Genomic DNA, 20,564 nt, shown 5'->3' with positions numbered 1-20,564 from the left:
GACCTTTATTTGTAGCCGCGTTTCAGGAGGGTCCTGGCTGACTTCGCGAAGTCGCTTGGGCTGGGGATCTCGAAATCCAACGCATTCGCGTAGCGCGTGACGATGTTGAAGACGGTCGCGACCGCCGCGGCGTCGGCCAGCTGATTCCTGCTGACGCCCGCCAGGGTCGCTGCCCGCGCATCCTCGACCCCCAGCCCTTCCGGGTCGCGGGTCATCTTCTCAATGAAAGTCAGGGCCGCTCGGAGAACGCCGGAAATCGGGGCAGACCGGTAGTCTCTCAAGGCAGCCTCGACAACCCCGGCGCCGAGGCCGTGTGCTGCGACCGCACCGTGGGCACCAACACAGAATGGACACGAGTTGAATCGCGCCACCATCGCCGCCATCAACTCCCGTTCGCCGACCGACCACTCGCTCGGACCGCGCATGACCTGGTGCGTCCACGCATTGAGCACCGGCCCGGCGAAGTCACGGTGATAAAGGGCGACCCGCGCGGCATCCGGGAATCGGCTTCCCGACACGACGGAAATCACTGTGAAGAGTAACCGGCTTGACAGCCGGTCCCCACGCTCGATCTCACGCAGGCGCATCATCAAGACCCCCGATCGCCCGGCAGGCTGCATCCCACCGCATCACCCCGGCGCCAACACTGGCCGCCACAATCACCTCAAACGCACCCTTGTCGCTCCCGGCCGACGTCCGCACAGCCTCCACCTGGTTATCGGTGACCTGATACGAGGCCTCCCCAATCTGGTGGGACAACGCCTCGTACGGCTCCGCAATGGCAGATTCACCTCCGGCACCGCGCGCCATCACGGCAGCCCGGATTCTCGGATCGATGACCCCAAGGTGGGCAACCGTCTCGCCGAGCAACTCACGTTGGCCCTGATACCTCAGTTCGCTTCCGTCCACCTGTTCAGGATAAGTCCGCGACAGGGAACGGCCAAGGTTCGGCCGGCGACCGTCCACTATTCACCACCAGCCTGAGCCGGTACCACTACGCGTCCCGCTCCGCAAAAAGCACCGGCACCGCCATCAGGGATGCCGGTGTCCCCGGGGGGACAGCCGGCGATCCTCAACAGCAGCTCGGCTCCCCGCTGACCACGTGACATGATGCACCCATGACGACAACGAATCCAGGCCCCGAAGGCAGCCAACAGTTGTGTTGGTGCTGTGGCCGAAATTTCCCTGAAGCAGGCATCCTCCGTCTGGGAGCCAGACCCGAGGCCGGCGTGTGCGTCAACTGCACCGTCTCGCTGCGCAGAAGAGCCCGGGAACTGACGTCGGAAGACAAGGGCGCCTGGTCCCGACGGCAGGCACACGCCCTTCGGCGAAGCCGGGAAACCATCATGCAGCGCCGCTGGCACGAACGCCCCGTCCTCGGCCCGGTGCTGCGCTGGATCAACCGCCACATTCCATAGACCTGCCCAACCCTTCGCTTGAACCCCCGTCGCCGTCCCGCCATGCGTTAGGCAGCGGCGGAGTCGCAGCTGGGCGGGCGGACAACCGGCTGAATTCGAGGCCAACAACTTCGCCGCGCGGCCTGCGCTCACCTGTCGGGCCACCGACCTTGGCGGGGTCCAGACGCGGCACCCCCTGTGGGGCGGCGAGGCTCCTCCGGACCTGAATGCTTTGTCCCCGCGAAGGGTCTGTTGCATTTGGCACCGGTCCTCATCACCGGGGTCCGGGTTCCTTTGCTTCGCGGCGGGCCGTCAGTTGGTTTTCGATCACAGGGCGGAGTTGGGCGATGCTGAGACCGAGTGCCTCGAGAGCAGCTTTTTCCGGACCCTCGGCGGCGGCGGAGAGGAGCAGGTGCTCCGTTCCGATGTAGTTGTGAACGTAGTGCAGGGCGACGTCCAGGGCATGCGCGATCATTTTCTTCGCGTCGGTACCGAACTGTAGGGAATGGGCCTGTTCAGTGGTCGCGGTCGGTTCCACGGCGATGATGGGTGGAAGGCGGAGCGCGGCGAACAAGCTCTCCCCGCTCACACCCAGTGTGCGAATGGCCGCGGCCGCAATGCTTTCCGGTTCGCTCAACAGGGCGCCGACGATATGGCGCGGCTCGGTCTCGGTGGCCTGCGCGTCGTCGGCGGCGAGCCGGCGCGAGACGACCAGTGCATGGCGGGCGCGCGGAGCGAACCGCTCGACGATCCTGCCCTGCCCACCAGGGATGGGGTGGGATGGCCGGGCCACAAACCGTTGCTGTGCGGCCTGCTTCGAGACCCCCATGCTTTCGCCGATCTGGCTCCAGGAAGCGCCGGTCCGACGGGCCTGGTCGACAAAGTGGCCGATGAGCGCATCTGCCTGATCTTCGGTGCGGCGCGAGACGCGGATCGCATCGGACAGTGCCTCCAGTGCGTCACCCTCAGGATGGATGGCATGAACAAAAGCAATCAGAGTGTCTAGTGAGACGGGAAAATCTTCCATGCGTCAAGCGTAGATTGACGGTGATCTGTCGTCAAGCATAGGTTGACGGCAGCCCCCAGCAGGCTCGCGAGGCCAAGTCCACCTGATGGTGGACCTGGTCCGGGTTAACGTTGGCACTCGAGTTTAAGTGGTGTGAGCTGGATTTGTTTGGCGAGTGCGTAGGCCGCTCCGTGATCGCCCTCGTCAGCGACGAACACTCGACCGATGAGCAATGCGGCGTGATGCGGCACTTCGATCCGAGTCGTCCCTTCGGGCGTGTGGCCTCCCCACTTGGGTTCGCAGAGAAGGAAGTTGCCGGCCGTGGTGCCGGTGGTGCGTTTGCCGACGTAGGCGAAATTGGCGCCGCTGCCCGGATCGGTGAACTGCACGCTGTAGTAGCGGCCTTCCATCTCGGGCACGTGCAGCACCTGCGGTCCGGCCTTTACATCAAGCCACCCGCCGACGTATAGAACGTCGTCGGTGCCGGTTGCGATGACGCTGCCGGACGAAGCGGACTGCGAGGCGCTCTCGGTCACGGCGTAGACCGTGTTGACGGGGATCGGACCGCCGCCCAAGCCGCGGCTGACGATTATGCGCTTGAAGCCGCCGACCGTGATCCGGGGCCAGAAGTAGATGAGGGCTAAGGTTCCGATCACCCACACTGCCACGGCCGTTACCGCCAGCGGAATGATCGCGTCCAGACCGCCATCGACGATCCGCCGGTAGATGACCCAAGCGAAGAGCGCAAGAATGACGAAAGTGACCGCGGCGCCGTGCTTCAGAATCAGGCGATTCATGACCGGACCTCAACCACCGGCGGTACCTCGTAATTGCCGTCCATGATGGCGGATCCCGGCAGGTAGGCGCGGAGCATGAGCTTGAACCGGCCTGGCGGCGTTGCCAGCCAGTTCCGTGCGGCACCGGATGGCTGGTTGGGCTGCAGCAGGATGTCGACGGAGTCGTCGGCGTTCTTCAGCAGACCGGAATGGCTGTCCACGCTCGATCGGCCGATGGGCGTGCTGATTTTGTAGCCGACGGTGTCCGTGGCTGTGAGCGACCAGAAGGCGTCGGTCGGTGGAAGCTGGCCGGCCGAAAAGCGAAGGCGATAGGCGTGCTCCCCGCTGAGGCGCGCCCCTGCGTCATCGCTGGTCGCCGTCCAGTAGGCGGCCTCTTCGAACACGTTGACAACCGGCAGGGCCTTCTGCAGTGCCGCCCGCACCAGCAGTCCGTTGCCGGGCCGGCCGGCGTGGGGGATCGCGCTCCAGCCGTTGACGGTCTTGGTCTCGGTCTTCGCTATGGCGTTCAAGGCCAGGACCGTGGTCAGGTACGCGAAGGTAAGGCCCATGATCACACCCTGCACGACACCGGAACCCGCGACCCAGGCGAGGAAGCCATTCACGACGGCGGCCGCATCACAGCACCCCGGTTCTGAACAGCACGACAACGGTAACGATCGCGGCGACGGCGACGGCCAGTATCAGCCCGCCCTGCCAGGAACTTGGGTGCCATCCCGGGCCGAACCGGTTCCGTCGGAACCACGGTCTGCCCTTCTTTCCGTTCGGTCCTTCGGAATCCGTTGGCGGTTCCTTTTCATCCTGCGACATTCGTTCCCCTGACTTTACCGTGTCTTTACCGTGTCTTTACCGTGCGTCCCAGCGGAACCAGCGGATGCCGATGAAGGCGCCGATGATGATGTAGCCGGCGGTGGCGATGAGGCCGTTGGTGTCGGTCCAGTCCCAGCCGGAGAGATTCAGCACTCCGGCGTAGAGGTTGATCATGGCCCCGACGGGGGACCAGTCGGCGATGGCGTGGAGGGTGGTGCCGAGGATACCGCTGGCGCCCAGAAGCCCAAGCAGCAGGAAGACGATGTAGAGGATGCGGCCCACGGCGTTGATCACGGCTGCGTTTCTGACGAGGGCAACGAGTCCCTGGGCAATGGCGAGGAACATGGCCCCGCCCAGGATCGACACACACACCAGCAGGAGATATTGGCCTGGGCTGAAGGCTGTCTTGGTGATGATGCCGCCGAGGATGACGACGATGATGGTCATGATGAGGTCGACAATGATCTGCACGGCCAGGCGGCTGGCCATGATCGCCCAGGTGGGGGCCGGGGTGACGCGCAGGCGCTGGAAGACGCCTGCTTCCCGGTCGCGGGCGATCGTGTTGGAGTAGCCGATCAGGCTGGACGCCATCAGCCCGTACGTCAGGGCAAGTGCGACAATGAACCCGGGACCGGCGAATGCGGATGCTCCGCCCTTGGGGGCGCGCAGGCCGATGATGACCAGGATGAAGATTGGGACCGCGAAGTTAAGCAGCAGGGTCCGGCCGCTGCGCAGCAAGACGGTGAAGTCGGCGCGCAGCAACGCCCCGAAAATCAGGCCGATCTCCGGGCGGACGCCCGCGCTGCCGGTGGGGGTGGTGGTTGAATCAGCCACGGATTTCGCTCCCTGTCAGTCCGATGAACACGTCTTCAAGGGTCACGTCGCCGCGGGCGACCTGCACCACCCGCGGGTCGTTCCGGTGCTTGGCGATCAGTCCCGCCGGCGTGTCGAGGGTGAGCAGCCTGCCATGGTCGATGATCGCGACACGATCGCACACTGCCTGCGCTTCTTCCATCGAATGGGTCGTCAGTAGGATGCTGCCGCCGCCGGTGCGCAGCGTCTCGATGCGGTCCCACAACTGGCGTCGTGACTGCGGGTCCAGTCCCGAGGTTGGCTCATCGAGCAGCAACAGGATCGGCTCGTGGATCACGGCGATCAGCAGGGACAACCTTTGTTGCTGCCCGCCGGAGAGTGACTTGAACGTCTTTCCCAGCTCGTCACCGAGCCCGATGCTGCGAATCCGGTCGGCGATGTCCGCCCTGGTGATCCGCAGGCTGTACAGGCCCGCGTACAGCCTCACGATCTGCTCAATGGTCAGCTCCGACTGGAAACTGGAGGCCTGCAGCTGAACGCCCAGGCGTGCCTTCGCCGCGAGCGGGTCGCGCTGGATGTCCACCCCGTCCACCATGACGGTACCGGCAGCCGGCTTCAGAAGGCCTTCGATCGCGCTCAGTGTGCTCGTCTTGCCCGCACCGTTCGGTCCGAGCAGGCCAAAGATCTCACCCCGGCTGATCTGAAGGTTGACCCCTTCAACCGCGGTTTTTGTCCCGTACCGGACCACCAGGCCGTCAACGTCCAGGATCGGTGCAGGATCAGGCGGTGGACTTAATGGATCGTTCATCGTGCCTTCCGGTGCGAACGGGCCCTGACTGGACCGCTCATAGGACAGGCTACGTCAAGGCGCCGCCAAGGACCCGGCCGTATGCTGTGCGTTTCCTATGATTCCGCTGTTAGATGGGGCGGCGGTTGCTCCGGCGTTGCCGGGAAGGCATATTCTTGTGCTGCTGCCCTACCTGCGGCCCCAAAGGATGATGAAATGCACAGTAGCCTGGTCCCCGTGATTGTCATCGTCGTCGTGCTGGCACTCTACGTCGTCGCGCAGGCGGTGCTTAACAGGAACTCGGAGTTCCAGTGCGGGCAATGCGGCGAGACGTTCGCCATTTCCCCCTTCGTGGCCGCACTGACACCGCATAGGTTCAGCCAGAAGCTGGCCACCTGTCCGCACTGCGGCGCCAGGACATGGGTCTCGCGTGTGCCCAAGGACCGGGTTCCAAAAGACTGAGCCTGGGGCTTGGCCCGGTCATCCAGGCGCGGGAGTTGCCTCAATCGGCAGCCCGGCGGCGGGGGATCCAGCTTCCACTGCGTCGGTGGCCCGTTCGTGCCCTGTGTGGTTCCCCAGTGGGCAATTCAACGGGTCAGGGTGCCGATCATTGACCTCCCAACTACCAATTTGGCGCAGGGATCCCTGAACTGAGCCGTCCCCATCTGGATCCGGACCGGGCCCAAGCGGTGGGCACGACTCAACATCCGTGATCGGTGGGGAGTCATCGTTTTCGCCGGCCCTTGAGTGATCAAGCGTTGACGCCTGTCCCGACCACGGGATCTGAGGTTGCGGATCGCTGCGCGGCCCAGGCGTTTGATGAAATTCAGCCTGACCGGGCCGGTGCCCTTTTTTGACGGCTGGCTTGGCGTTCTTGAGCCGCTGGGCCGGACCACCCAGGGGTGGAAACCCAAATGTTGTCCTTTGGCGCAGTCGGGTCCCGTCCGACGCTAAGATGCGGACGCTGGACGTTCCCAGGTGAGCCCGGCGGCTCATGTCCCGCGAACCCCGAAGGTATTCCCTGCAACTCTATGCTGGGCGGGCACGGTGAGCGCGTGCGGCCTCTGCCGACTTTGCGGAGCCAAAATTCGAATAGTCCGCTGACCCTGGTTTTCCCCAGACGATCAGCATTTTGAGCGGCCCGTCGCCGGTGTTGCGCAAGTCGTGGGTCGTCCCCACACGGGCGAGCACCGAATCCCCGGCAGCGATGTCGAAGGTCTCGTCATCCACGCGCATGCGTCCCGCACCTTCGATGACGATGTAGATCTCCTCAAGCGGGGTGTCGTTTTCAGTATGGGCATGCATTCCTTCGAATCCGCCCGGTGGCAGTTCCCAAGTCTGCACCGCAACCTGCAGCTCCGATTGGCCATGGAAATGCCATTGGATACGCACCGGTGAACCCTCGTGCAGCTCATAGTCAAAGCCGTAGTCACCTGATCGTTCAAGCATCATTGCTCCTTGCTTGCTTGCTTGATTCCTGGTCGTTTTTGCACGGGAAGCCACCTTAACGCGTCAGACGCGCTGAAATGTCGAGTTTGGGCCGAACGAGACTTCTCGCTTTCTGAGCTCCAAGCGCCGGCCAGGAATCTTCATCGCGGCCACTTCCTGCCCGGCCCCGTTGGGGAAGTGCGGGATGGCTGCCAGCCGCGTTCGCCCGACAACTCCGAAGCGATTCTTTCGGACTGCCGGACTGCCGGCGGAGCGCCGCAGGGCGAGCGCTAGACCATTTCCGAAATGCAATGTTACATGGACGGTCTTTGACTTCGACGCCGTGGACCAGCTCATGTGTCACACCCACGCGCATCCAGGCCAGACCAGACCAGTGGTCAAAACTTTTGCTGCCAGCGGTCCACCCATGGCATCCCGGCGTGTTCCATAGCTGTTGTGACCCCGCACAGTCGGTCCTTGCAACGCCTATGGCACCACCCCGATGAATCGCTAGTCGGTCATGGAGACAGCGGGCTTCACGGAAGAATCGGACTCCCTGCCGGAACACGCCTAAGTTACTTCAGTTGGCCCACGGCCGACCCCAAATCCGAGGTCCGGATGACAGATGGGGACAATACGGACGTCGAAGCGTTCCGGAATCCTCCTTTCAGCCGTTTTGGTACTTCGTTGCCCAGTATCAAGTGACTTATCGGCAAGGCCACCCGCACCTTCCAGGTCCTCCCACCCAGGCGCCTGCGCATTTCGCTTATCCGTGAATCGGGGCTTTCAAGGGCGATACCCTCGTGCCGGGAAGACAAAACCCCACCCTGATATTTCAGGTGGGGTTTTGCAATACGGGCGATTCGCGTCACTAAACCTTGTTGCGTACTTGACGCAGCACAGCCATGACGGCGCCAACGACCAGGAGGATAATCCCGATCCAAAGCAGGAACATTGCAGCCTTCACTGCAATGCCGAGTACGAGCAATATGATTCCAACGACGATAAGTGCTATTACGATTCCCATTTGCCCAATGTACAGGCATGGCCATTTAGAGGCAACTGCCGTAGAGAACCGTAAATTCTAAATGGTCCTCAAGGCCCGGGCTATTCTGCCGGCAGCGTTCCCCGTTTCTGCGCACATATTGGGTGGAAGAAACGGGGGCGGTCCGGTGGTTGGTTCCCTGTCTCACGGTTGTCAGAGTGTCGCGAGCCGGGCACGGGCGAAGCTGTAGAGTCCATAGGCGATGAGTCCGATCGCGACGACGATGAGGATTGCTTCGCCGAACGGCAGGGCGGCCAGTGATTTCAGGGCGCCGTCGAGACCTGAGGCATCCTGGGGGTCGACTTTCACCGCTGCGACGACGAAGAGGACGCCGAGGGTGAGGATCGCTATGCCTTTGGCAATGTATCCGGTCATGGCCAGCACCGTGATGGCGGGCCGGGAGGGTCCCGACGGGAGCGTGATGTCCTCGCGGAACTTTTGCCGTGCCCCCTTGTAGATGAAGTAGCCGCCAATGCCGGCCGTGATGATGCCAAGGAGAACGAGCAGGGCCTGGCCGCCGGGAAGGGACAGCAGCGTGCCTGTCGCGTGGCGGGTAGACGTCGTGGAGCTGGTGGGGTGCCGGAGCGCGATGGAAAGGGCGGTGAACGCCAACGCGAGGTAGGCGACAGCCTTGCCCAGAGACACCAGGCTCCGGGCCCAGCGTTTCTTCGACGAGGACCCGATGCCCAGTCCTGCCTGGAGCAGGAGCCACAGTCCCAGTGCCGCGAGGCCGGCAACGGTGACCCAGATGACCACCATTCCCCCCGGTAGTTTGACCAACTCGGCGAAGGCTCCGGATTGATCTGACTCCCCGCCGTGGTGGAGGGCGATGCGGATGGCGATGTACCCCATCAGCAGGTGCATGAGTCCGCTGGCAGCGAACCCGATTCGTGCGACCGAGGTCAGCGCCCGGCTGTTGTGCGCGCGGCTGGCTGTCCGGCGGGCCGCCCGGCCGGGCCTCATGTGCCGTCCACCTGGGGCTGGGAATGCGCACCGTGAATACTTTCGCCGCGAACACGGACCGTTCTGGCCGTGTCGATCGCCATGATGACGCCCAGAATGACCAGGGCAAGGGCCATGGACGCGGTGGTGTCCGTGATCCAGTGGTAGCCCAGGTAGAGCCGGCTGGCTACTTGCGCAAGGATGACGACGCCGGCGACGCTGAATAAGACCACGGTGAGGGCTGTTGTTTGACGCCGGCTGGCGATCAGAAACGCCAGGATGAGCAGGAAATCCGACGTGCCCAGGACATGGCCGGATGGAAATGAGAAGGTGCTGTCAGCGCCGAGGAGCATCAGGTTGACCGGCGGTCGCGGGTGGCGGACGAGGTGGGCGATGACTTCGGCCAGCACCACGCCGGTGGCCATGCCGGCAGCAAGGAGAAGAGGACGCCAGGCGTGTTTGGCCAACAAGGTCCAGGCCACGACGACGACCAAGACGATGATCGGCAGGGCTATGGGACCGAAAATAACAGCGAGTGCCACCATGACGGCAGTCAGCGCGGGGGAGCGCAGGGCCATGAACCAGGTGTTGACGGGCTGGTCCAAACGTTGGAACCCCGTGTGCGTCAAGACGGCTTCAAGGAGGACCAAAAACATGGCCAGTCCGATCACCACCAGCACCACCGAGGTGGCATAGAACCGTTTGCGGACGGCAACCGGAACAAAACGTTCCTCAACGATGAACTTTTGATGCCAAGACTGATGGCCATCCTGCTCCGGCGGGTTTTTCCTTGACGCGCCCGTGTGGCTCATACGCTTCTCCTTAAGGCCGGCCGGTAGGTCGGCTGGTGTGCGAATCCCGCGTTAACCGGGTGACTGAATAAAGTATGCCGCGATCCTGTCACCGGGGGAACACCAGGCGCGGAGTTCGGCTGCCGGTGTCACCGTTGTTTGCGCTGTTGTTGTCATGGACTGCTCCCTAGCGGAAGGCAGGGATGCCGGTGATGTGGTTGCCAAGGATCAGCGTGTGGACTTCGTCCGTGCCTTCATAGGTCCGCACGGATTCGAGGTTGTTGGCATGGCGCAGCGGGGAATAGTCCAGCGTGATGCCGTTGCCGCCGAGCATGGCCCGGGCGTCGCGGCAGATGGTGATCGCTTCGCGGCAGTTGTTCAGCTTGCCGGCGGAGATGTGGTGTGACTTGAGCTTGCCGGCTTCCTTGAGGCGGCCGATCTGCAGGGCGAGCAGCATGCCCTTATTGATTTCCAGTGCCATAGTGACCAGCTTTTCCTGGGTGAGCTGGTAGCCGGCCAGTGGCTTGTCGAACTGCAGCCGTTCCTGGGAGTAATGGACTACGGTTTCGTAGCTGTCCCGGGCGGCACCCATGGCCCCCCGATGATGCCGTAGCGGGCTTCGTTGAGGCACTTATAAGGGGCCGCGCAGGCCTTTGGCGTTGGGCAGGAGCGCTATGGCGGGCAGCCGCACGTCGGTGAGTTCGATGTCGCACTGGATTGAGGCGCGCATGGAGAGCTTCGCTTCGATGGGTGTGGCCGTGAACCCGGGGGTGCCGGTGGGAACGATGAAGCCGCGGACGCCGTCGGAGGTCTGCGCCCAGATGATAGCGAGCTGGGCGATCGAAGCCATGCCGATCCAGCGCTTGGAGCCGTTGATGACCCAGTCGTCCCCGTCGCGGGGGGGCGAAGGTCTTCATGCTGCCCGGGTCGGAGCCGGCGGTGGGTTCGGTCAGGCCAAAGCAGCCGATCACGTCGCCGGCGGCCATGCGGGGCAGCCATTCGGTTTTTTGCTCCTCGGAGCCGTGCTTGTGGATGGCGCTCATGGCCAAGGAGCCCTGGACGCTGACAAAGGTGCGCAGGCCCGAATCCCCCGCCTCGTGCTCCATGGCGGCGAGGCCGTACTCGACGGCGGAGCGCCCGGGGCAGCCATAACCCTGCAGATGCATGCCCAACAGGCCCATGCCCGCCATTTCCTTGACGATGTCCTGCGGGAAGATGGCCATTTCAAACCAGCTGGCGATGTTGGGGCGGATGCGCTCGTCCACGAAACCGCGGACCGTGTCCCGCAGTGCCCGCTCCCCGGCGGTGAAGAGGGAGTCGGTGTCGAGCAGGTCGGATGTTTCGGTCATGGTGTTCACCAAGGGTGTGGGGGAGGGCGTGTCAGACAGCGGCAAGTGCGGCTGCGGTGTGGGGATCCTGATGGGCTTTATCCACCGCCATGATGGCGTCGCGGAGCAGCTGCAGGCCGTCGCGGTTCCAGTCCCAGGGTTTGGGCGTGCTGGAGGCCTTGGTCGATTCCGGAGACGTGTCCTGCCGGGACTCCGGCGTCCGTGAGCCTGTCCTGCCAGTGGATGGCGGTGTCGGCGGACAGGGCGTCTTCCAGGATCGGGATCAGTTCCTGGCGGTGGGCCACGCGGGCGTTGTTGGTGGCGAAGCGCGGATCGGCCGCAAGGTGGGGCAGGCCCAGGGCGCGGGCCAGTTTGGTGAATTGCCCGTCGTGGCCGCGGGCTGGTGCGCTACGCCCAGGGGCCGTCCTGGCTGGGCTTGACCAGTTTCGCCGAGGGCCAGGCCCTGGTCCAGCATGTGCTCGGACCCGTCATTGAGTACGAGAGGGGACGCAAACCAGACCTCATCCTCACATTGGACGCATACCTCGCCCACCAGCGCTCCTGGCAAAAGACCGCCACCGCCCTCTTCGTCCACCGACAAACCATCATTTACCGCATCCGAAAAATCAGTGAACTGACGGGTCTTGATCTGACCGAAACGTCGGGGCTGGCCCAAGCCTGGATTGCCCTCCAGATCCACCACGCCATGGACACCGGGCCGTGAAATGACGACCGGCAACGATCCGCAAAGCCCGGCTGCCGTGCGGCGCCTGGGAAACCGCCACTGGCACGTCCCCACCCCGGGACCGGGCACCTGCACCCGGACAGCTGGGGCACCGGACAGCCGGGGCACCGGCTCAAGCGGCCTCCCCGTTCGCCCGCAGCCGGCTCATCGCATGAACGCGGGCAGCCCGGCGTCCGGCATCGGCTTTGGCCCGGAGGATGCGCAACGCTCCGGCGTGATTTCAGTTAGTGGTGAAGTACTGCGCCGCGCGACGGTTCATTTCTGCGGTTGTCACGTTTTCGATGTGTTGGCTGAGCATCCATTGCTGACCGAACGGGTCGCGTAGCCGGCCGCCACGCTCGCCGTAGAAGTGATCGGCCAGTGGGTAGATGACCTCGGCGCCTGCCGTAACGGCCCGCTCCCAGGCTGTGTCGACGTCGGCCCAGTAGGTTGCCATTATCGCTGTGGCTGCACCATTCAGCGACTTTGGTGCCTGGGCCGGGGCACCGTCCGCGGTTTCTTCGCTGATCATGACCACTGAATCCCCGATACGTATCTCGGCATGAATGAGGGCACCCTGGGGATCGGTAAAGCGCTCACCAATCTCCGTGGCTCCGAAGGCGGCCCGATAGAACTCGATCGCTCGGCCACCGTCGTGGACGACCAACCTCGGCGTGACCGTGTGCAAGTGTTCCGGAACCGCGTTGACAGCCGATTTCTGCTCGCTCATGGGGCGCCTCCTCGGGGTGCGGGCTATCATCGACGATACTCGCGGGCCTGCACCGATGCCAGACCCACGAAGGTTCGCGCACACAGCCTCACACACACGGCTTCGGCCGCGCCGGGTTCGTTTTCGGACGTCGCGCCGGTTAGCGGACCGATCCTCAGCCGGCGCCTCAAAGGGAGGCCGTCACCAGGTGGGTTCGGAGGGTGATTTGCAGCCCGGCTTCGGCTTTTTCGGGTGGCTGGGTGAGCCGACCGAAGTTGGCGGTGGGCTGCCCGGGTTGGACCACCGAGGTGCTGGTCCATCCCGCGGCCCGAAAGAGGGCCTCGGGTTCGTCGGTGCAAAAGGGGAGGGGCCGGCCGGTGCCTTTGCGCATGGCCACCAGCGGAGCCAGTCCCTTCAATGCCAGGAGCCCGGTGCCAAAGGTGTCCGCGAGAAAGGTGGATCCTTCAGCGGACAGTGCCGCGGCATTGTGGAGGAGGGATTCGACCGTGGCCGCCGTCAGGTAGAAGAAGAGCCCCTCGGCAACCCAGATCGCGGGTGCGTGCCGGTCAAAGCCTGCCTCCAGAAGGAATCCGCTCCAGGCTTCCGACAGATCGGCGTGGACACAGCGGCGTTCACAGGCCGCTGGCACAGTGCGGAGCAGTTCTTCCTTTTTCGTGAATGCCTCCTCAAAGTCGATTTCGAACACGGTGCAGCCAGCGGGGAGGGGCAGTCGGAAGGCCCTGGTGTCCAGGCCTGCGCCCAGGAGGACAATTTGCGAGTTCTTCCGGGCGGCTCCGATGATGCGGTCGTCAATATATCGGGTACGGACGGGAAGGAATGGGTTGTAGTCCGCGGCTTCCAGGGTGGCCCTGCCAACGTCTCCGGCCAGGACATCGGCCCACGGGTCATTGAAAAGCCGGTCCGGCCGGGCAGTCTCGAACGCTCTCGCGGCCGCAATCCACCGACCCGTGCTGACGGTCGACGCGCGCTCGGATGAGTGGTCATGTGGGGTCATTTCTCCACCCTACCGACCGCGGCTGTCGTCGAGGTGATGGTTACCGGCAAGGTATGGGGTTCGGAGGCCGCATACCCGCCGGCCAGCGCCAGTCGCTGACAATGGCGGCAGGCGTCGATCAGCTTCAACGGCCGGGCGCCCACCAGTGCAATTCCATCTAATTTCCGGACCACAGCAGGCACCGTAACTTTCCCTGTCCAGGGACGCCGAGATTCTAGGAAGCGGCTTTTACGAACACGCCCGGTACGTGGCTGTGACCGGGTTACCGAAGCCGGTGCCACAGTTACCGTGACGAACATGGCCGAGGCCCGCGTGTGGCCGCCAGGCCCCAGTCATGCGGTGGTGGGATTGTCCGGCGGGACGGGTCCGGAGACTGCACGAAGGTGGGACGCTGCTTCGGTGTTCGGTGTTCGGTGTTCGGTGTTCGGTGTTCGGTGTTCGGTGTTCGGTGTTCGGGTTCAGGACGAAGTTCAGCATTGAGGCAACACTGGGCCCATTGGGGGACAGCCGCAGGGCGGGACCTGTGTGGCAGGTCGGGTCAGGTGCGGGGTGTGGTGGTGGCTGGGGAGGGACGGTTTTCGAGCCAGGTCCGTATTGCGGTGTCGTGTTCGCCCGGTTGTGGTGGGGCTTGGTGCGGAGGGGGATGGCCGGGGTCCAGGTGATGGGGTTGCGGATCTGGCGGCGCACGGGTTTCTGGCGGTGGGCCACGCGGGCATTGTTAGTGGCGAAGCGCGGATCCACCGCGATGTCGGGAATTCCCAGGACCCGGGCCAGCTTGGTGAATTGTCCGTCGTTGCCGCAGGCCACGGTCAGGGCCGCGTCGGCTCACTCAAGGAGCTGGCAAGGCACGATCGAGGGATGGTCGTTGCCCATCCGGCCAAGTCCCTGTTCGTCCATCCCAATACCGTGCGCTACCGGTTTCGAAAGGCGGAGGAGCTGCTCCAGGGCAAACTCACAAATTCATCACTCATTGCCAATTTGTACCTGGCGTACCAAGATCGAATTCTGGCCCTTCAGGAACGGAACAAGGAATAGCCCCACTATTCGTCGGCCTCGAATGTGACGCCACGATTTTATCTCGATAAATCGCGTATTGTCTTGTGGCTCCAACGTGATTCCAGCACGATGTGTTACTGGCCGCGTACCCTCGTCCCGTGCGAAGGACACAAGTCCAGTCATGATTCGCCGCCGGAACGCGTCCCTGTGGGGTGACGCGGGCCGGCGCAATTTGTTTCGCAATCGGCCATGGAAAATGAGAATAGATGCGTTTATTTGATCCCTCCCGCAGCCACAAAAGCCCAGCGCACTCGCGGTGGTACGCCACCATCGAGGTCATCTACACCCTTGTGGACTTCTCCGCTGCGTCTCTTTTCATTGTCGGGACATCCTTTTCTTTTCACCCTCGACGACGTCACCGGCCCTGTGGTGCCTCCTGAGCGGGTCGGTCTGTTCGGCGTGTCGCTGGTTACGGCCCGGGACGGGCTGGCAGTGCCCAGTAACGGGGGCTCGTGGAAACCCGCCGTGGGCGGCCACGGCGTACGACGCGCCGAGAACGCCGTCGGCCCTCATACCTTAATCGGTGGGCGTACCACGGTGGCTTTCGCCTGGAGCCGGCTGTCATCGGCCAGCCTTCGGGGAAGCGTTTAGGGGAGTATGTGTTTGCTGGCGGCTGTTTCCAGCTCGGCGGCCTGGGCCTGGGCAAGCTGGGTTTCGGCGGCCACATCAATCGTTCGGGTGAGCAGCCAGTAAAGCCCGGCAGAGACTGGAAGTCCGATGAACAGTGAGATGTCGGCGCCGTTCATTGCGGCAGCCACGGGACCGACGAAGAGGGTGCCGGCGGAGAAGAATGGAACCATGGCAATGAACCCGACCAGGTAGGCTGCGATGCCCGGCCATCCCCAACGTCCGTATATGCCGGCCGGTTTGAAGATCTCGGCGATGGCATAGTGTCCTTTGCGGACGATGAAGTAGTCCGTAAGGTTCACTGCGGTCCAGGGGATGAAGAAATACAGGACTAGAAGTAGGAAGTCGTTAAAGTTGGCAAGGAAGTCCGCAGAGGCAAGGTTCGCGAAGACCAGCGAGATCGCGGCCGTGATCAGGATCGTGATGACCCTCAGCTTGAGGGTTGGCTTGATCCGGCGCAGGCTGTCTAAGGAGGAAATCAGGGTCAGGGAGCCGCCGTACATGTTCAGGGCCGTAACGGAAACCAGACCCAGTGCGGCAATGAACAGCGCTATGGATCCGAACCCGGGGAACAGCTTGTCAGCCGTTGCCTTGATCGAGCCGATGGTATCGAAGTTTTTGCCGGCGGCGGCGGCAATGAAGGCACCGATGAACATCACCCAGATTCCGCCCAGGGCGCTGCCCCAAAATGTCCAGCGGAACGTACCATGGGCCGAGGACGGCGGAAGGTAGCGGGAATAGTCCGAGACGTAGATGGCCCATGAAATCTGGTATCCGGCGGCGACGCCCAGCTGGCCCAGGAAGGGCACCAACTGAAAGCCGCCGAGGTTGAAGGCACCGACAGGCATCTGGAGATGGATCAAGGCAGTCACCGTCAGCAAAACGAGCATGGCGATGGTCAGGTACGTCAAGTAGCGCTCAAAGCCATGGATCAGGTCGTAGCCGAAGAGGGCTACGGCAAAGGCGACAATCGTTACGACCCCTATCCAGAGGCTGCCGGTGCCTGCATGGACGGATCCCTGGAGGGCCTGGCCGGCAAGAACGGTGTTGAATATGTTAAATCCCGCGTACTGCAAATACGCGAACAGCCACACCAGCAGTGCGCCGATATAGCCGAACTGGGGCCTGGATTGAATCATTTGCGGAAGCCCAAGTTGGGGGCCCTGCGATGAATGGGCTGCCATGAAGAGGGTCCCAACCAAGGTCCCCACCGCGATTGCGATCAGTGACCAGATCAGGTTTCCGCCGGTGGTAATGCTGATCAGCCCTACAGCCAGCGTGGCAATCTGGGCGTTGCTCATGAACCACAACGGCCCAATGTGGGAGACCTTTCCGTGACGTTCGTTGAGCGGCACATAATCGATGGACCGGACTTCAAGCCCTCGCCCCTGTGATTGGCCCGCGGTAATGCTCATCATCCATCTCCTTGAAAGTGTGGCCTGACGCCGATGGGTGCCAGTCTTGCGCTTGGATTTCTGGTTCTGCCGCCGGACTCTGCTTTTGACGCAAAGGCCCCTAGCACAGTTTTTCAAGTGTGACTACGAGCACATAGGAACCGCCGATCAGCCTAAGCCGGACACGGTTCCAACGCATATGGGCAAACGGACAGTATTGGCTCCTGATTCCAGTACAGATGCATAGAGCCGACCAACCATGGGGCGGTGGATTTAAGGGTGCGGTTGGATGGCCGGCTCGCTCGAACTGGGTCGGCAATCGATCGACGCCGCGGAAGTGTCCGCCGGTGTTCGTGCCGGGGACGGGAAGTGCCTGGACTAGTTGGACTGGCTTCGGTGACCGCAGCATTGCCGGCATTGCCCGCATTGCACCAGCCGTAAGGGTTGGTGGGCTGAGGGTCGCGCCCTTCCCTTGATAGGTGACTAAATGGTCACCTATCATTAATGCATGGACGACGACGATCCGGTCTTTAAAGCATTGGCCGACCCGACCCGCCGCCGCCTGCTGGACCAGCTCTTCGAGCGCGACGGCCGGGCGCTCGGCGAATTGGACACCGACGTGGAGATGACCCGTTTCGGCGTAATGAAGCACCTCAAGGTGCTTCAGGACGCCGGACTCATCACCTCCGGCAAGGTCGGGCGGGAACGGTTGCTATTCCTCAACCCGGTCCCGATCCAGTTGATCCACGACCGGTGGATCAACAAGTACACCGAGCGACGCGTCAGCGCGCTCACCGAACTCAAGGCACAGTTGGACGGCGAGCAATGACCATCTCGGACGCGCTCACCGGCACCACAACCCAGGTCTGCCAGGTCCTAATCAGGGCGAGTGCCCAGCGGATCTGGGACGCCATCACCACACCGGAGTTCACCATCCGGTACTTCCACGGAGCCCGCGTCCAGACGACCGGCGAGACCGGCACCCCATTCCGGTACTACGCGCCCGACGGCACCACCCTGTGGGGCGGCGAGATTATCCAAGAGGCCGACCCGCCGCACAAGCTGGCCGTTCCCTTGCGCTCGCTCTACGACGCGGACATGGCCGCCGAACCACGCAGCCGGGGCACCTGGCTGATCGAGGAACAGGGCCGTGGCGTCTGCCTGCCCACCGCGGTGCACGACCGTCTGGAGAACTCCCCGACGACCGCCAAGAGCATCGGCGGCATCGGATGGCTGACGGTCATTGACGGCCTGAAGACGCTGCTCGAGAGCGGACAGCCACTCTTCGACGCGGACCCGCCAGCCAGACCGGAATTCCAGCGGGATGCCTAGCTCCGTCATCCCGCATGCGGACATCTTCAAATGCATGCTGGCCCTTTTCATCAACGGACTCGAGTGACGGGTGACGGGGTGAAGACGGCGGCCGCGGCCGCGGCGTCGAGCAGCTGATTCCTGCTGGGGCCAGCCATGGGTGCAGCCGCGCATCACCCACCCCAATCCTTCCGGCGCACGGGTCTTCTTCTTTATGAATGTCAAGGCCGCTCGTGAAACATCAGTTCGCGGGCCGGGCGGCAGCAACTCGATGCGGCCCCGACAACCTCGGTGCCGAGGCCGTGGGTTTTCGGGGGCAAGCCGGCATGCGGGCCGCGTACTTTATGCGGCCCGCGGCGGAACGGAAGTGTGCGCCCATGGCCGTCACGCTTCCGTTCCGGTTTTCTTAATAAGTCGGCCTAGGTCCGCAATGGCCTTTATGGCTCGGCCGGCATTGACTGATGTCAGTATCGACAGGTGTTCGGGTGGACGGCGCTCTCAAACTCCGGGTAGCCAAGTGTTGAGAACAAATTGGTGCCGTATTGTGCGTCCTTGCCGAAATCGTTGGCACCGGGGCCGGACACATTGCCGAATTCGATGGCGCAGCCGCCACCGAACAACTTAGCCACACTCCAGTAGGGGTAGAAGTTCCCCGGGCTGCTTGGTGCGGGAACTGCACAGCCACTCAGGTCCGTTGCCGTGCAGCTTGACTCGCTCAGCGCCAGGTCGGTTTGGAACATGAAGGAGGAATACAGGCGGCCCCTGCTGACTGGCGGTGACTGGATGAAACTGGCCGGGAGCTTGGCGGTAGCCCTGGTGCTGGTGGGCCACTCCGGCCAGTACGGCGTGCCGTCAAAGTCAAGATCGCCGTTTTGGTAAACGCTGTCGATGCAACCGCTGATGAGGTTCGGTGGTGTGCCCAGTGTGCCATGCGTGTCGCCAATCGGATAGCACGCTGCCTCGCCTAGCTCCGCGGTGCCGGTGTCCGAGGTGGTCTCATAGGGGCTCGTGCACTCATTGTAGACCGGGTCGCCCGCGCCGCCCAGACCGTTGAAGACGGCATCGGAAACCGCTGTGCAGGCCTCGAAATGGCCGGTTTCAAATTCGGTGCTGATGTTTGTTTGCAGCGCCGCCCACGGAACGATGTTGGCCTTTGACGCGGTGGAGTACTCGGGCTGGAAGTTCGTCGGGGTGCCCGAGCAATCGGCGATGGACGTTCTTTGGAAACCGTTCGCGGCCGATGCCTGCATATAACCGGTTTGATGAGTCGTGAAGTCCGTGACATTGACTTTGAACGCATTGCCTCCGCCGTGCGGAACAGGGGCGTTCTTCATCGAGACCGCCACCGTGTCACCGGGATTCATCAACAGAGTGTTGCGGTTCGGGGTGAATGTTGCGGTGTTCGACAACTGGGGGCTTGGCGGCCCGGTGGGAACGCCGTTCGTTTGGATGAAGGCGAAGTTGACCGGTTCCTCGCAGGCCGGATTGCAGGAGGCGAATCCCAAGGTGCATTCCAGACTGTCAATGGTCAGGGCCGCGCACCAATGCGCGTTGTCACAGCTGACGGATTCGGAGAACGGCGCGAACCCTGGCGGGTAAAACTGCATTTCCATGAATGCGGAGCCGCTGCCTTCGTAACTTGCGGACGGTGCATTGGCATCACTCTGGGGTGCGCAGGCCTGCTGAGGATAGGAATTTGCGTCGCACATCGCCATGGAGAACCAGGGAGCCGGCGAGAGTTCAAACCAGTGTGCCACGTCAGACCCAGGACTGGCCACGGTGGGCGCGGCCTTTGGATCGGAACCCAGCTTCTCAAGCCACGTCACGTTGTTGCCGGTTCCCGGACGCGACGAAAGGAACGTCAGATCAGGTTCGTCATGGCCAATGTAGTAGCCATTGTCGTAGAAACGGCCGCCCCAGGTATTGGCGTTGTCGACGCCCGCAATTCCGGCTATGTCCGTGCAGTTCATGGATGCCCGCACAGGTTGCTGGATGGTGCTGTGGCCGTTGCAGTCCAGCTCCCCCTGTGACTGTGTGGGCGGTGCGCCCGCCTGGGCCTCACTCGAGACCGTCCAGCCGGCCCCCGTGACCCCGAGAATCGTGACGAACGCCGCCGCGGCGGCAGTCCAGATGGCTCGGCGCCCAAACTTGTACATGCTCATCTCACACCTACTATCAATGGCTGGTTGGAGTGCCAGGAATGCCGTACAAAGCTCATTTACGGCTTAGCACCGGTTTGTTCTCAGGACAATGACCCGCGGCCACAGAAAATTGACGTAGTTCTGGTGCCTTGGCGCACTGGTCCGTCGACCGGGCCGCCACGCGCACGATGAACCCCCGAATGTCACGTGGGCACAGCACCGGAGGTCGAGGCGCTGATGTGGGTGCGAGGATTCCAGGTCTCCACCGGGTTCTGCCTCGCTGTTGAGGTCGGGCACTGGAAACGCTCCACCGAGTCTTCCGGCAGTTCCTACCTGGTGCCCAGCGATCAACCGTCAGGCCGGAGCGGCCGTTTGCAGGTCCATTGACGTGGTGGATGGCATGCCACCGGCTGCGGACCTGCGCAGTTTATCTCGGAAGTTCACCC

21 protein-coding genes and 1 pseudogene are annotated in these 20,564 nt (G+C 63.1%); 5 read left to right on the top strand and 17 right to left on the bottom strand.

Features of this window, described 5'->3' with window-relative positions; all coding sequences use genetic code 11:
* Nucleotides 1–5: 5 nt before the first annotated feature.
* The 7 genes from DMB86_RS13870 to DMB86_RS13835 form a co-directional block, all read right to left on the bottom strand.
* Nucleotides 6–590 carry a carboxymuconolactone decarboxylase family protein gene (locus DMB86_RS13870; RefSeq protein WP_227878385.1) on the bottom strand — a complete coding sequence of 195 codons (585 nt, stop codon included), beginning with the start codon at nt 588–590 and terminating at the stop codon, nt 6–8.
* Nucleotides 574–909, bottom strand: a complete 336-nt coding sequence (locus DMB86_RS13865; protein WP_113718327.1) for a hypothetical protein — start codon at nt 907–909, stop codon at nt 574–576. The genes DMB86_RS13870 and DMB86_RS13865 overlap by 17 nt, the downstream gene beginning before the upstream one ends.
* A 762-nt stretch (nt 910–1,671) precedes the next feature.
* Complete coding sequence (locus DMB86_RS13860) at nt 1,672–2,424, bottom strand: Clp protease N-terminal domain-containing protein (protein ID WP_113718326.1); 753 nt, start codon at nt 2,422–2,424, stop codon at nt 1,672–1,674.
* A gap of 104 nt (nt 2,425–2,528) precedes the next feature.
* A complete protein-coding gene (locus tag DMB86_RS13855; protein WP_113718325.1) occupies nt 2,529–3,200 on the bottom strand; it encodes a DUF1254 domain-containing protein in 672 nt (223 codons plus the stop codon).
* Nucleotides 3,197–3,748 carry a DUF1214 domain-containing protein gene (locus tag DMB86_RS13850; protein WP_129545542.1) on the bottom strand — a complete coding sequence of 184 codons (552 nt, stop codon included), beginning with the start codon at nt 3,746–3,748 and terminating at the stop codon, nt 3,197–3,199. Before DMB86_RS13850 ends, DMB86_RS13855 begins: the two co-directional genes overlap by 4 nt.
* Before the next feature lie 295 nt (nt 3,749–4,043).
* A complete protein-coding gene (locus DMB86_RS13840) occupies nt 4,044–4,841 on the bottom strand; it encodes an ABC transporter permease (RefSeq protein WP_113718322.1) in 798 nt (265 codons plus the stop codon).
* The gene (locus DMB86_RS13835) at nt 4,834–5,628 is read right to left on the bottom strand and encodes an ABC transporter ATP-binding protein (RefSeq protein ID WP_113718321.1); all 795 of its coding nucleotides are present in this window, start codon (nt 5,626–5,628) and stop codon (nt 4,834–4,836) included. Before DMB86_RS13835 ends, DMB86_RS13840 begins: the two co-directional genes overlap by 8 nt.
* 195 nt (nt 5,629–5,823) lie before the next feature.
* On the opposite strand from DMB86_RS13835, the gene DMB86_RS13830 reads away from it, so the two are divergent.
* Nucleotides 5,824–6,069, top strand: coding sequence for a hypothetical protein (locus tag DMB86_RS13830; RefSeq protein WP_113718320.1), 246 nt, complete (start codon nt 5,824–5,826; stop codon nt 6,067–6,069).
* A gap of 567 nt (nt 6,070–6,636) precedes the next feature.
* Here DMB86_RS13830 and DMB86_RS13825 read toward each other — a convergent pair.
* The 5 genes and pseudogenes from DMB86_RS13825 to DMB86_RS13805 form a co-directional block, all read right to left on the bottom strand.
* Nucleotides 6,637–7,059 carry a cupin domain-containing protein gene (locus DMB86_RS13825; protein ID WP_227878384.1) on the bottom strand — a complete coding sequence of 141 codons (423 nt, stop codon included), beginning with the start codon at nt 7,057–7,059 and terminating at the stop codon, nt 6,637–6,639.
* Between the two features lie 1,174 nt (nt 7,060–8,233).
* Complete coding sequence (locus DMB86_RS13820; protein WP_113718319.1) at nt 8,234–9,043, bottom strand: DUF1206 domain-containing protein; 810 nt, start codon at nt 9,041–9,043, stop codon at nt 8,234–8,236.
* Nucleotides 9,040–9,834 carry a phosphatase PAP2 family protein gene (locus tag DMB86_RS13815; RefSeq protein ID WP_113718318.1) on the bottom strand — a complete coding sequence of 265 codons (795 nt, stop codon included), beginning with the start codon at nt 9,832–9,834 and terminating at the stop codon, nt 9,040–9,042. The genes DMB86_RS13820 and DMB86_RS13815 overlap by 4 nt, the downstream gene beginning before the upstream one ends.
* Before the next feature lie 166 nt (nt 9,835–10,000).
* Nucleotides 10,001–11,162: pseudogene (locus tag DMB86_RS13810) on the bottom strand (acyl-CoA dehydrogenase family protein).
* Nucleotides 11,163–11,239: 77 nt separating this feature from the next.
* The gene (locus DMB86_RS13805; RefSeq protein WP_227878761.1) at nt 11,240–11,512 is read right to left on the bottom strand and encodes a CoA transferase; all 273 of its coding nucleotides are present in this window, start codon (nt 11,510–11,512) and stop codon (nt 11,240–11,242) included.
* Nucleotides 11,513–11,577: 65 nt separating this feature from the next.
* Here DMB86_RS13805 and DMB86_RS13800 point away from each other — a divergent pair, with 65 nt between their 5' ends.
* Nucleotides 11,578–11,865, top strand: a complete 288-nt coding sequence (locus tag DMB86_RS13800; RefSeq protein ID WP_227878383.1) for a helix-turn-helix domain-containing protein — start codon at nt 11,578–11,580, stop codon at nt 11,863–11,865.
* A 241-nt stretch (nt 11,866–12,106) separates the two neighbouring features.
* Here DMB86_RS13800 and DMB86_RS13795 read toward each other — a convergent pair whose 3' ends face one another.
* From DMB86_RS13795 to DMB86_RS21090, 3 genes are all read right to left on the bottom strand, one after another.
* Nucleotides 12,107–12,595, bottom strand: coding sequence for a VOC family protein (locus DMB86_RS13795; protein WP_113718316.1), 489 nt, complete (start codon nt 12,593–12,595; stop codon nt 12,107–12,109).
* Nucleotides 12,596–12,761: 166 nt separating this feature from the next.
* Nucleotides 12,762–13,589: a class I SAM-dependent methyltransferase gene (locus tag DMB86_RS13790; RefSeq protein WP_113718315.1), complete on the bottom strand. Its 828-nt coding sequence runs from the start codon at nt 13,587–13,589 to the stop codon at nt 12,762–12,764.
* 228 nt (nt 13,590–13,817) lie between these two features.
* Nucleotides 13,818–14,396 carry a CoA transferase gene (locus tag DMB86_RS21090; protein WP_227878382.1) on the bottom strand — a complete coding sequence of 193 codons (579 nt, stop codon included), beginning with the start codon at nt 14,394–14,396 and terminating at the stop codon, nt 13,818–13,820.
* Here DMB86_RS21090 and DMB86_RS21085 point away from each other — a divergent pair.
* On the top strand, nt 14,289–14,624 hold the full coding sequence (locus DMB86_RS21085; protein WP_227878381.1) for a helix-turn-helix domain-containing protein: 336 nt from the start codon (nt 14,289–14,291) through the stop codon (nt 14,622–14,624). The genes DMB86_RS21090 and DMB86_RS21085 overlap by 108 nt on opposite strands.
* A 608-nt stretch (nt 14,625–15,232) precedes the next feature.
* Here DMB86_RS21085 and DMB86_RS13775 read toward each other — a convergent pair.
* The gene (locus tag DMB86_RS13775) at nt 15,233–16,690 is read right to left on the bottom strand and encodes a purine-cytosine permease family protein (protein WP_227878380.1); all 1,458 of its coding nucleotides are present in this window, start codon (nt 16,688–16,690) and stop codon (nt 15,233–15,235) included.
* Nucleotides 16,691–17,174: 484 nt separating this feature from the next.
* On the opposite strand from DMB86_RS13775, the gene DMB86_RS13770 reads away from it, so the two are divergent.
* Entirely contained in the window at nt 17,175–17,495 is a 321-nt protein-coding gene (locus tag DMB86_RS13770; RefSeq protein WP_113718313.1) for an ArsR/SmtB family transcription factor, read from the top strand.
* Complete coding sequence (locus DMB86_RS13765) at nt 17,492–17,998, top strand: SRPBCC domain-containing protein (RefSeq protein WP_113718312.1); 507 nt, start codon at nt 17,492–17,494, stop codon at nt 17,996–17,998. The genes DMB86_RS13770 and DMB86_RS13765 overlap by 4 nt, the downstream gene beginning before the upstream one ends.
* Nucleotides 17,999–18,441: 443 nt before the next feature.
* Here DMB86_RS13765 and DMB86_RS13760 read toward each other — a convergent pair whose 3' ends face one another.
* Nucleotides 18,442–19,947 (bottom strand): hypothetical protein, encoded by a 1,506-nt coding sequence (locus DMB86_RS13760; protein ID WP_129545541.1) that lies wholly within the window; start codon nt 19,945–19,947, stop codon nt 18,442–18,444.
* Nucleotides 19,948–20,564 lie beyond the last annotated feature (617 nt).

This window comes from Arthrobacter dokdonellae, from assembly GCF_003268655.1.
Lineage (GTDB): Bacteria > Actinomycetota > Actinomycetes > Actinomycetales > Micrococcaceae > Specibacter > Specibacter dokdonellae.
This window is presented reverse-complemented; position numbering and strand designations above follow the sequence as displayed.

Coding starts and splice junctions, on each gene's coding strand:
- DMB86_RS13870 (WP_227878385.1), bottom strand. CDS start 590: ATGATGCGCCTGCGTGAGATCGAGCGTGGGGACCGGCTGTCAAGCCGG.
- DMB86_RS13860 (WP_113718326.1), bottom strand. CDS start 2,424: ATGGAAGATTTTCCCGTCTCACTAGACACTCTGATTGCTTTTGTTCAT.
- DMB86_RS13855 (WP_113718325.1), bottom strand. CDS start 3,200: ATGAATCGCCTGATTCTGAAGCACGGCGCCGCGGTCACTTTCGTCATT.
- DMB86_RS13850 (WP_129545542.1), bottom strand. CDS start 3,748: ATGGGCCTTACCTTCGCGTACCTGACCACGGTCCTGGCCTTGAACGCC.
- DMB86_RS13835 (WP_113718321.1), bottom strand. CDS start 5,628: ATGAACGATCCATTAAGTCCACCGCCTGATCCTGCACCGATCCTGGAC.
- DMB86_RS13830 (WP_113718320.1), top strand. CDS start 5,824: ATGCACAGTAGCCTGGTCCCCGTGATTGTCATCGTCGTCGTGCTGGCA.
- DMB86_RS13825 (WP_227878384.1), bottom strand. CDS start 7,059: ATGATGCTTGAACGATCAGGTGACTACGGCTTTGACTATGAGCTGCAC.
- DMB86_RS13820 (WP_113718319.1), bottom strand. CDS start 9,043: ATGAGGCCCGGCCGGGCGGCCCGCCGGACAGCCAGCCGCGCGCACAAC.
- DMB86_RS13815 (WP_113718318.1), bottom strand. CDS start 9,834: ATGAGCCACACGGGCGCGTCAAGGAAAAACCCGCCGGAGCAGGATGGC.
- DMB86_RS13795 (WP_113718316.1), bottom strand. CDS start 12,595: ATGAGCGAGCAGAAATCGGCTGTCAACGCGGTTCCGGAACACTTGCAC.
- DMB86_RS13790 (WP_113718315.1), bottom strand. CDS start 13,589: ATGACCCCACATGACCACTCATCCGAGCGCGCGTCGACCGTCAGCACG.
- DMB86_RS13775 (WP_227878380.1), bottom strand. CDS start 16,690: ATGATGAGCATTACCGCGGGCCAATCACAGGGGCGAGGGCTTGAAGTC.
- DMB86_RS13770 (WP_113718313.1), top strand. CDS start 17,175: ATGGACGACGACGATCCGGTCTTTAAAGCATTGGCCGACCCGACCCGC.
- DMB86_RS13765 (WP_113718312.1), top strand. CDS start 17,492: ATGACCATCTCGGACGCGCTCACCGGCACCACAACCCAGGTCTGCCAG.
- DMB86_RS13760 (WP_129545541.1), bottom strand. CDS start 19,947: ATGAACTGCACGGACATAGCCGGAATTGCGGGCGTCGACAACGCCAAT.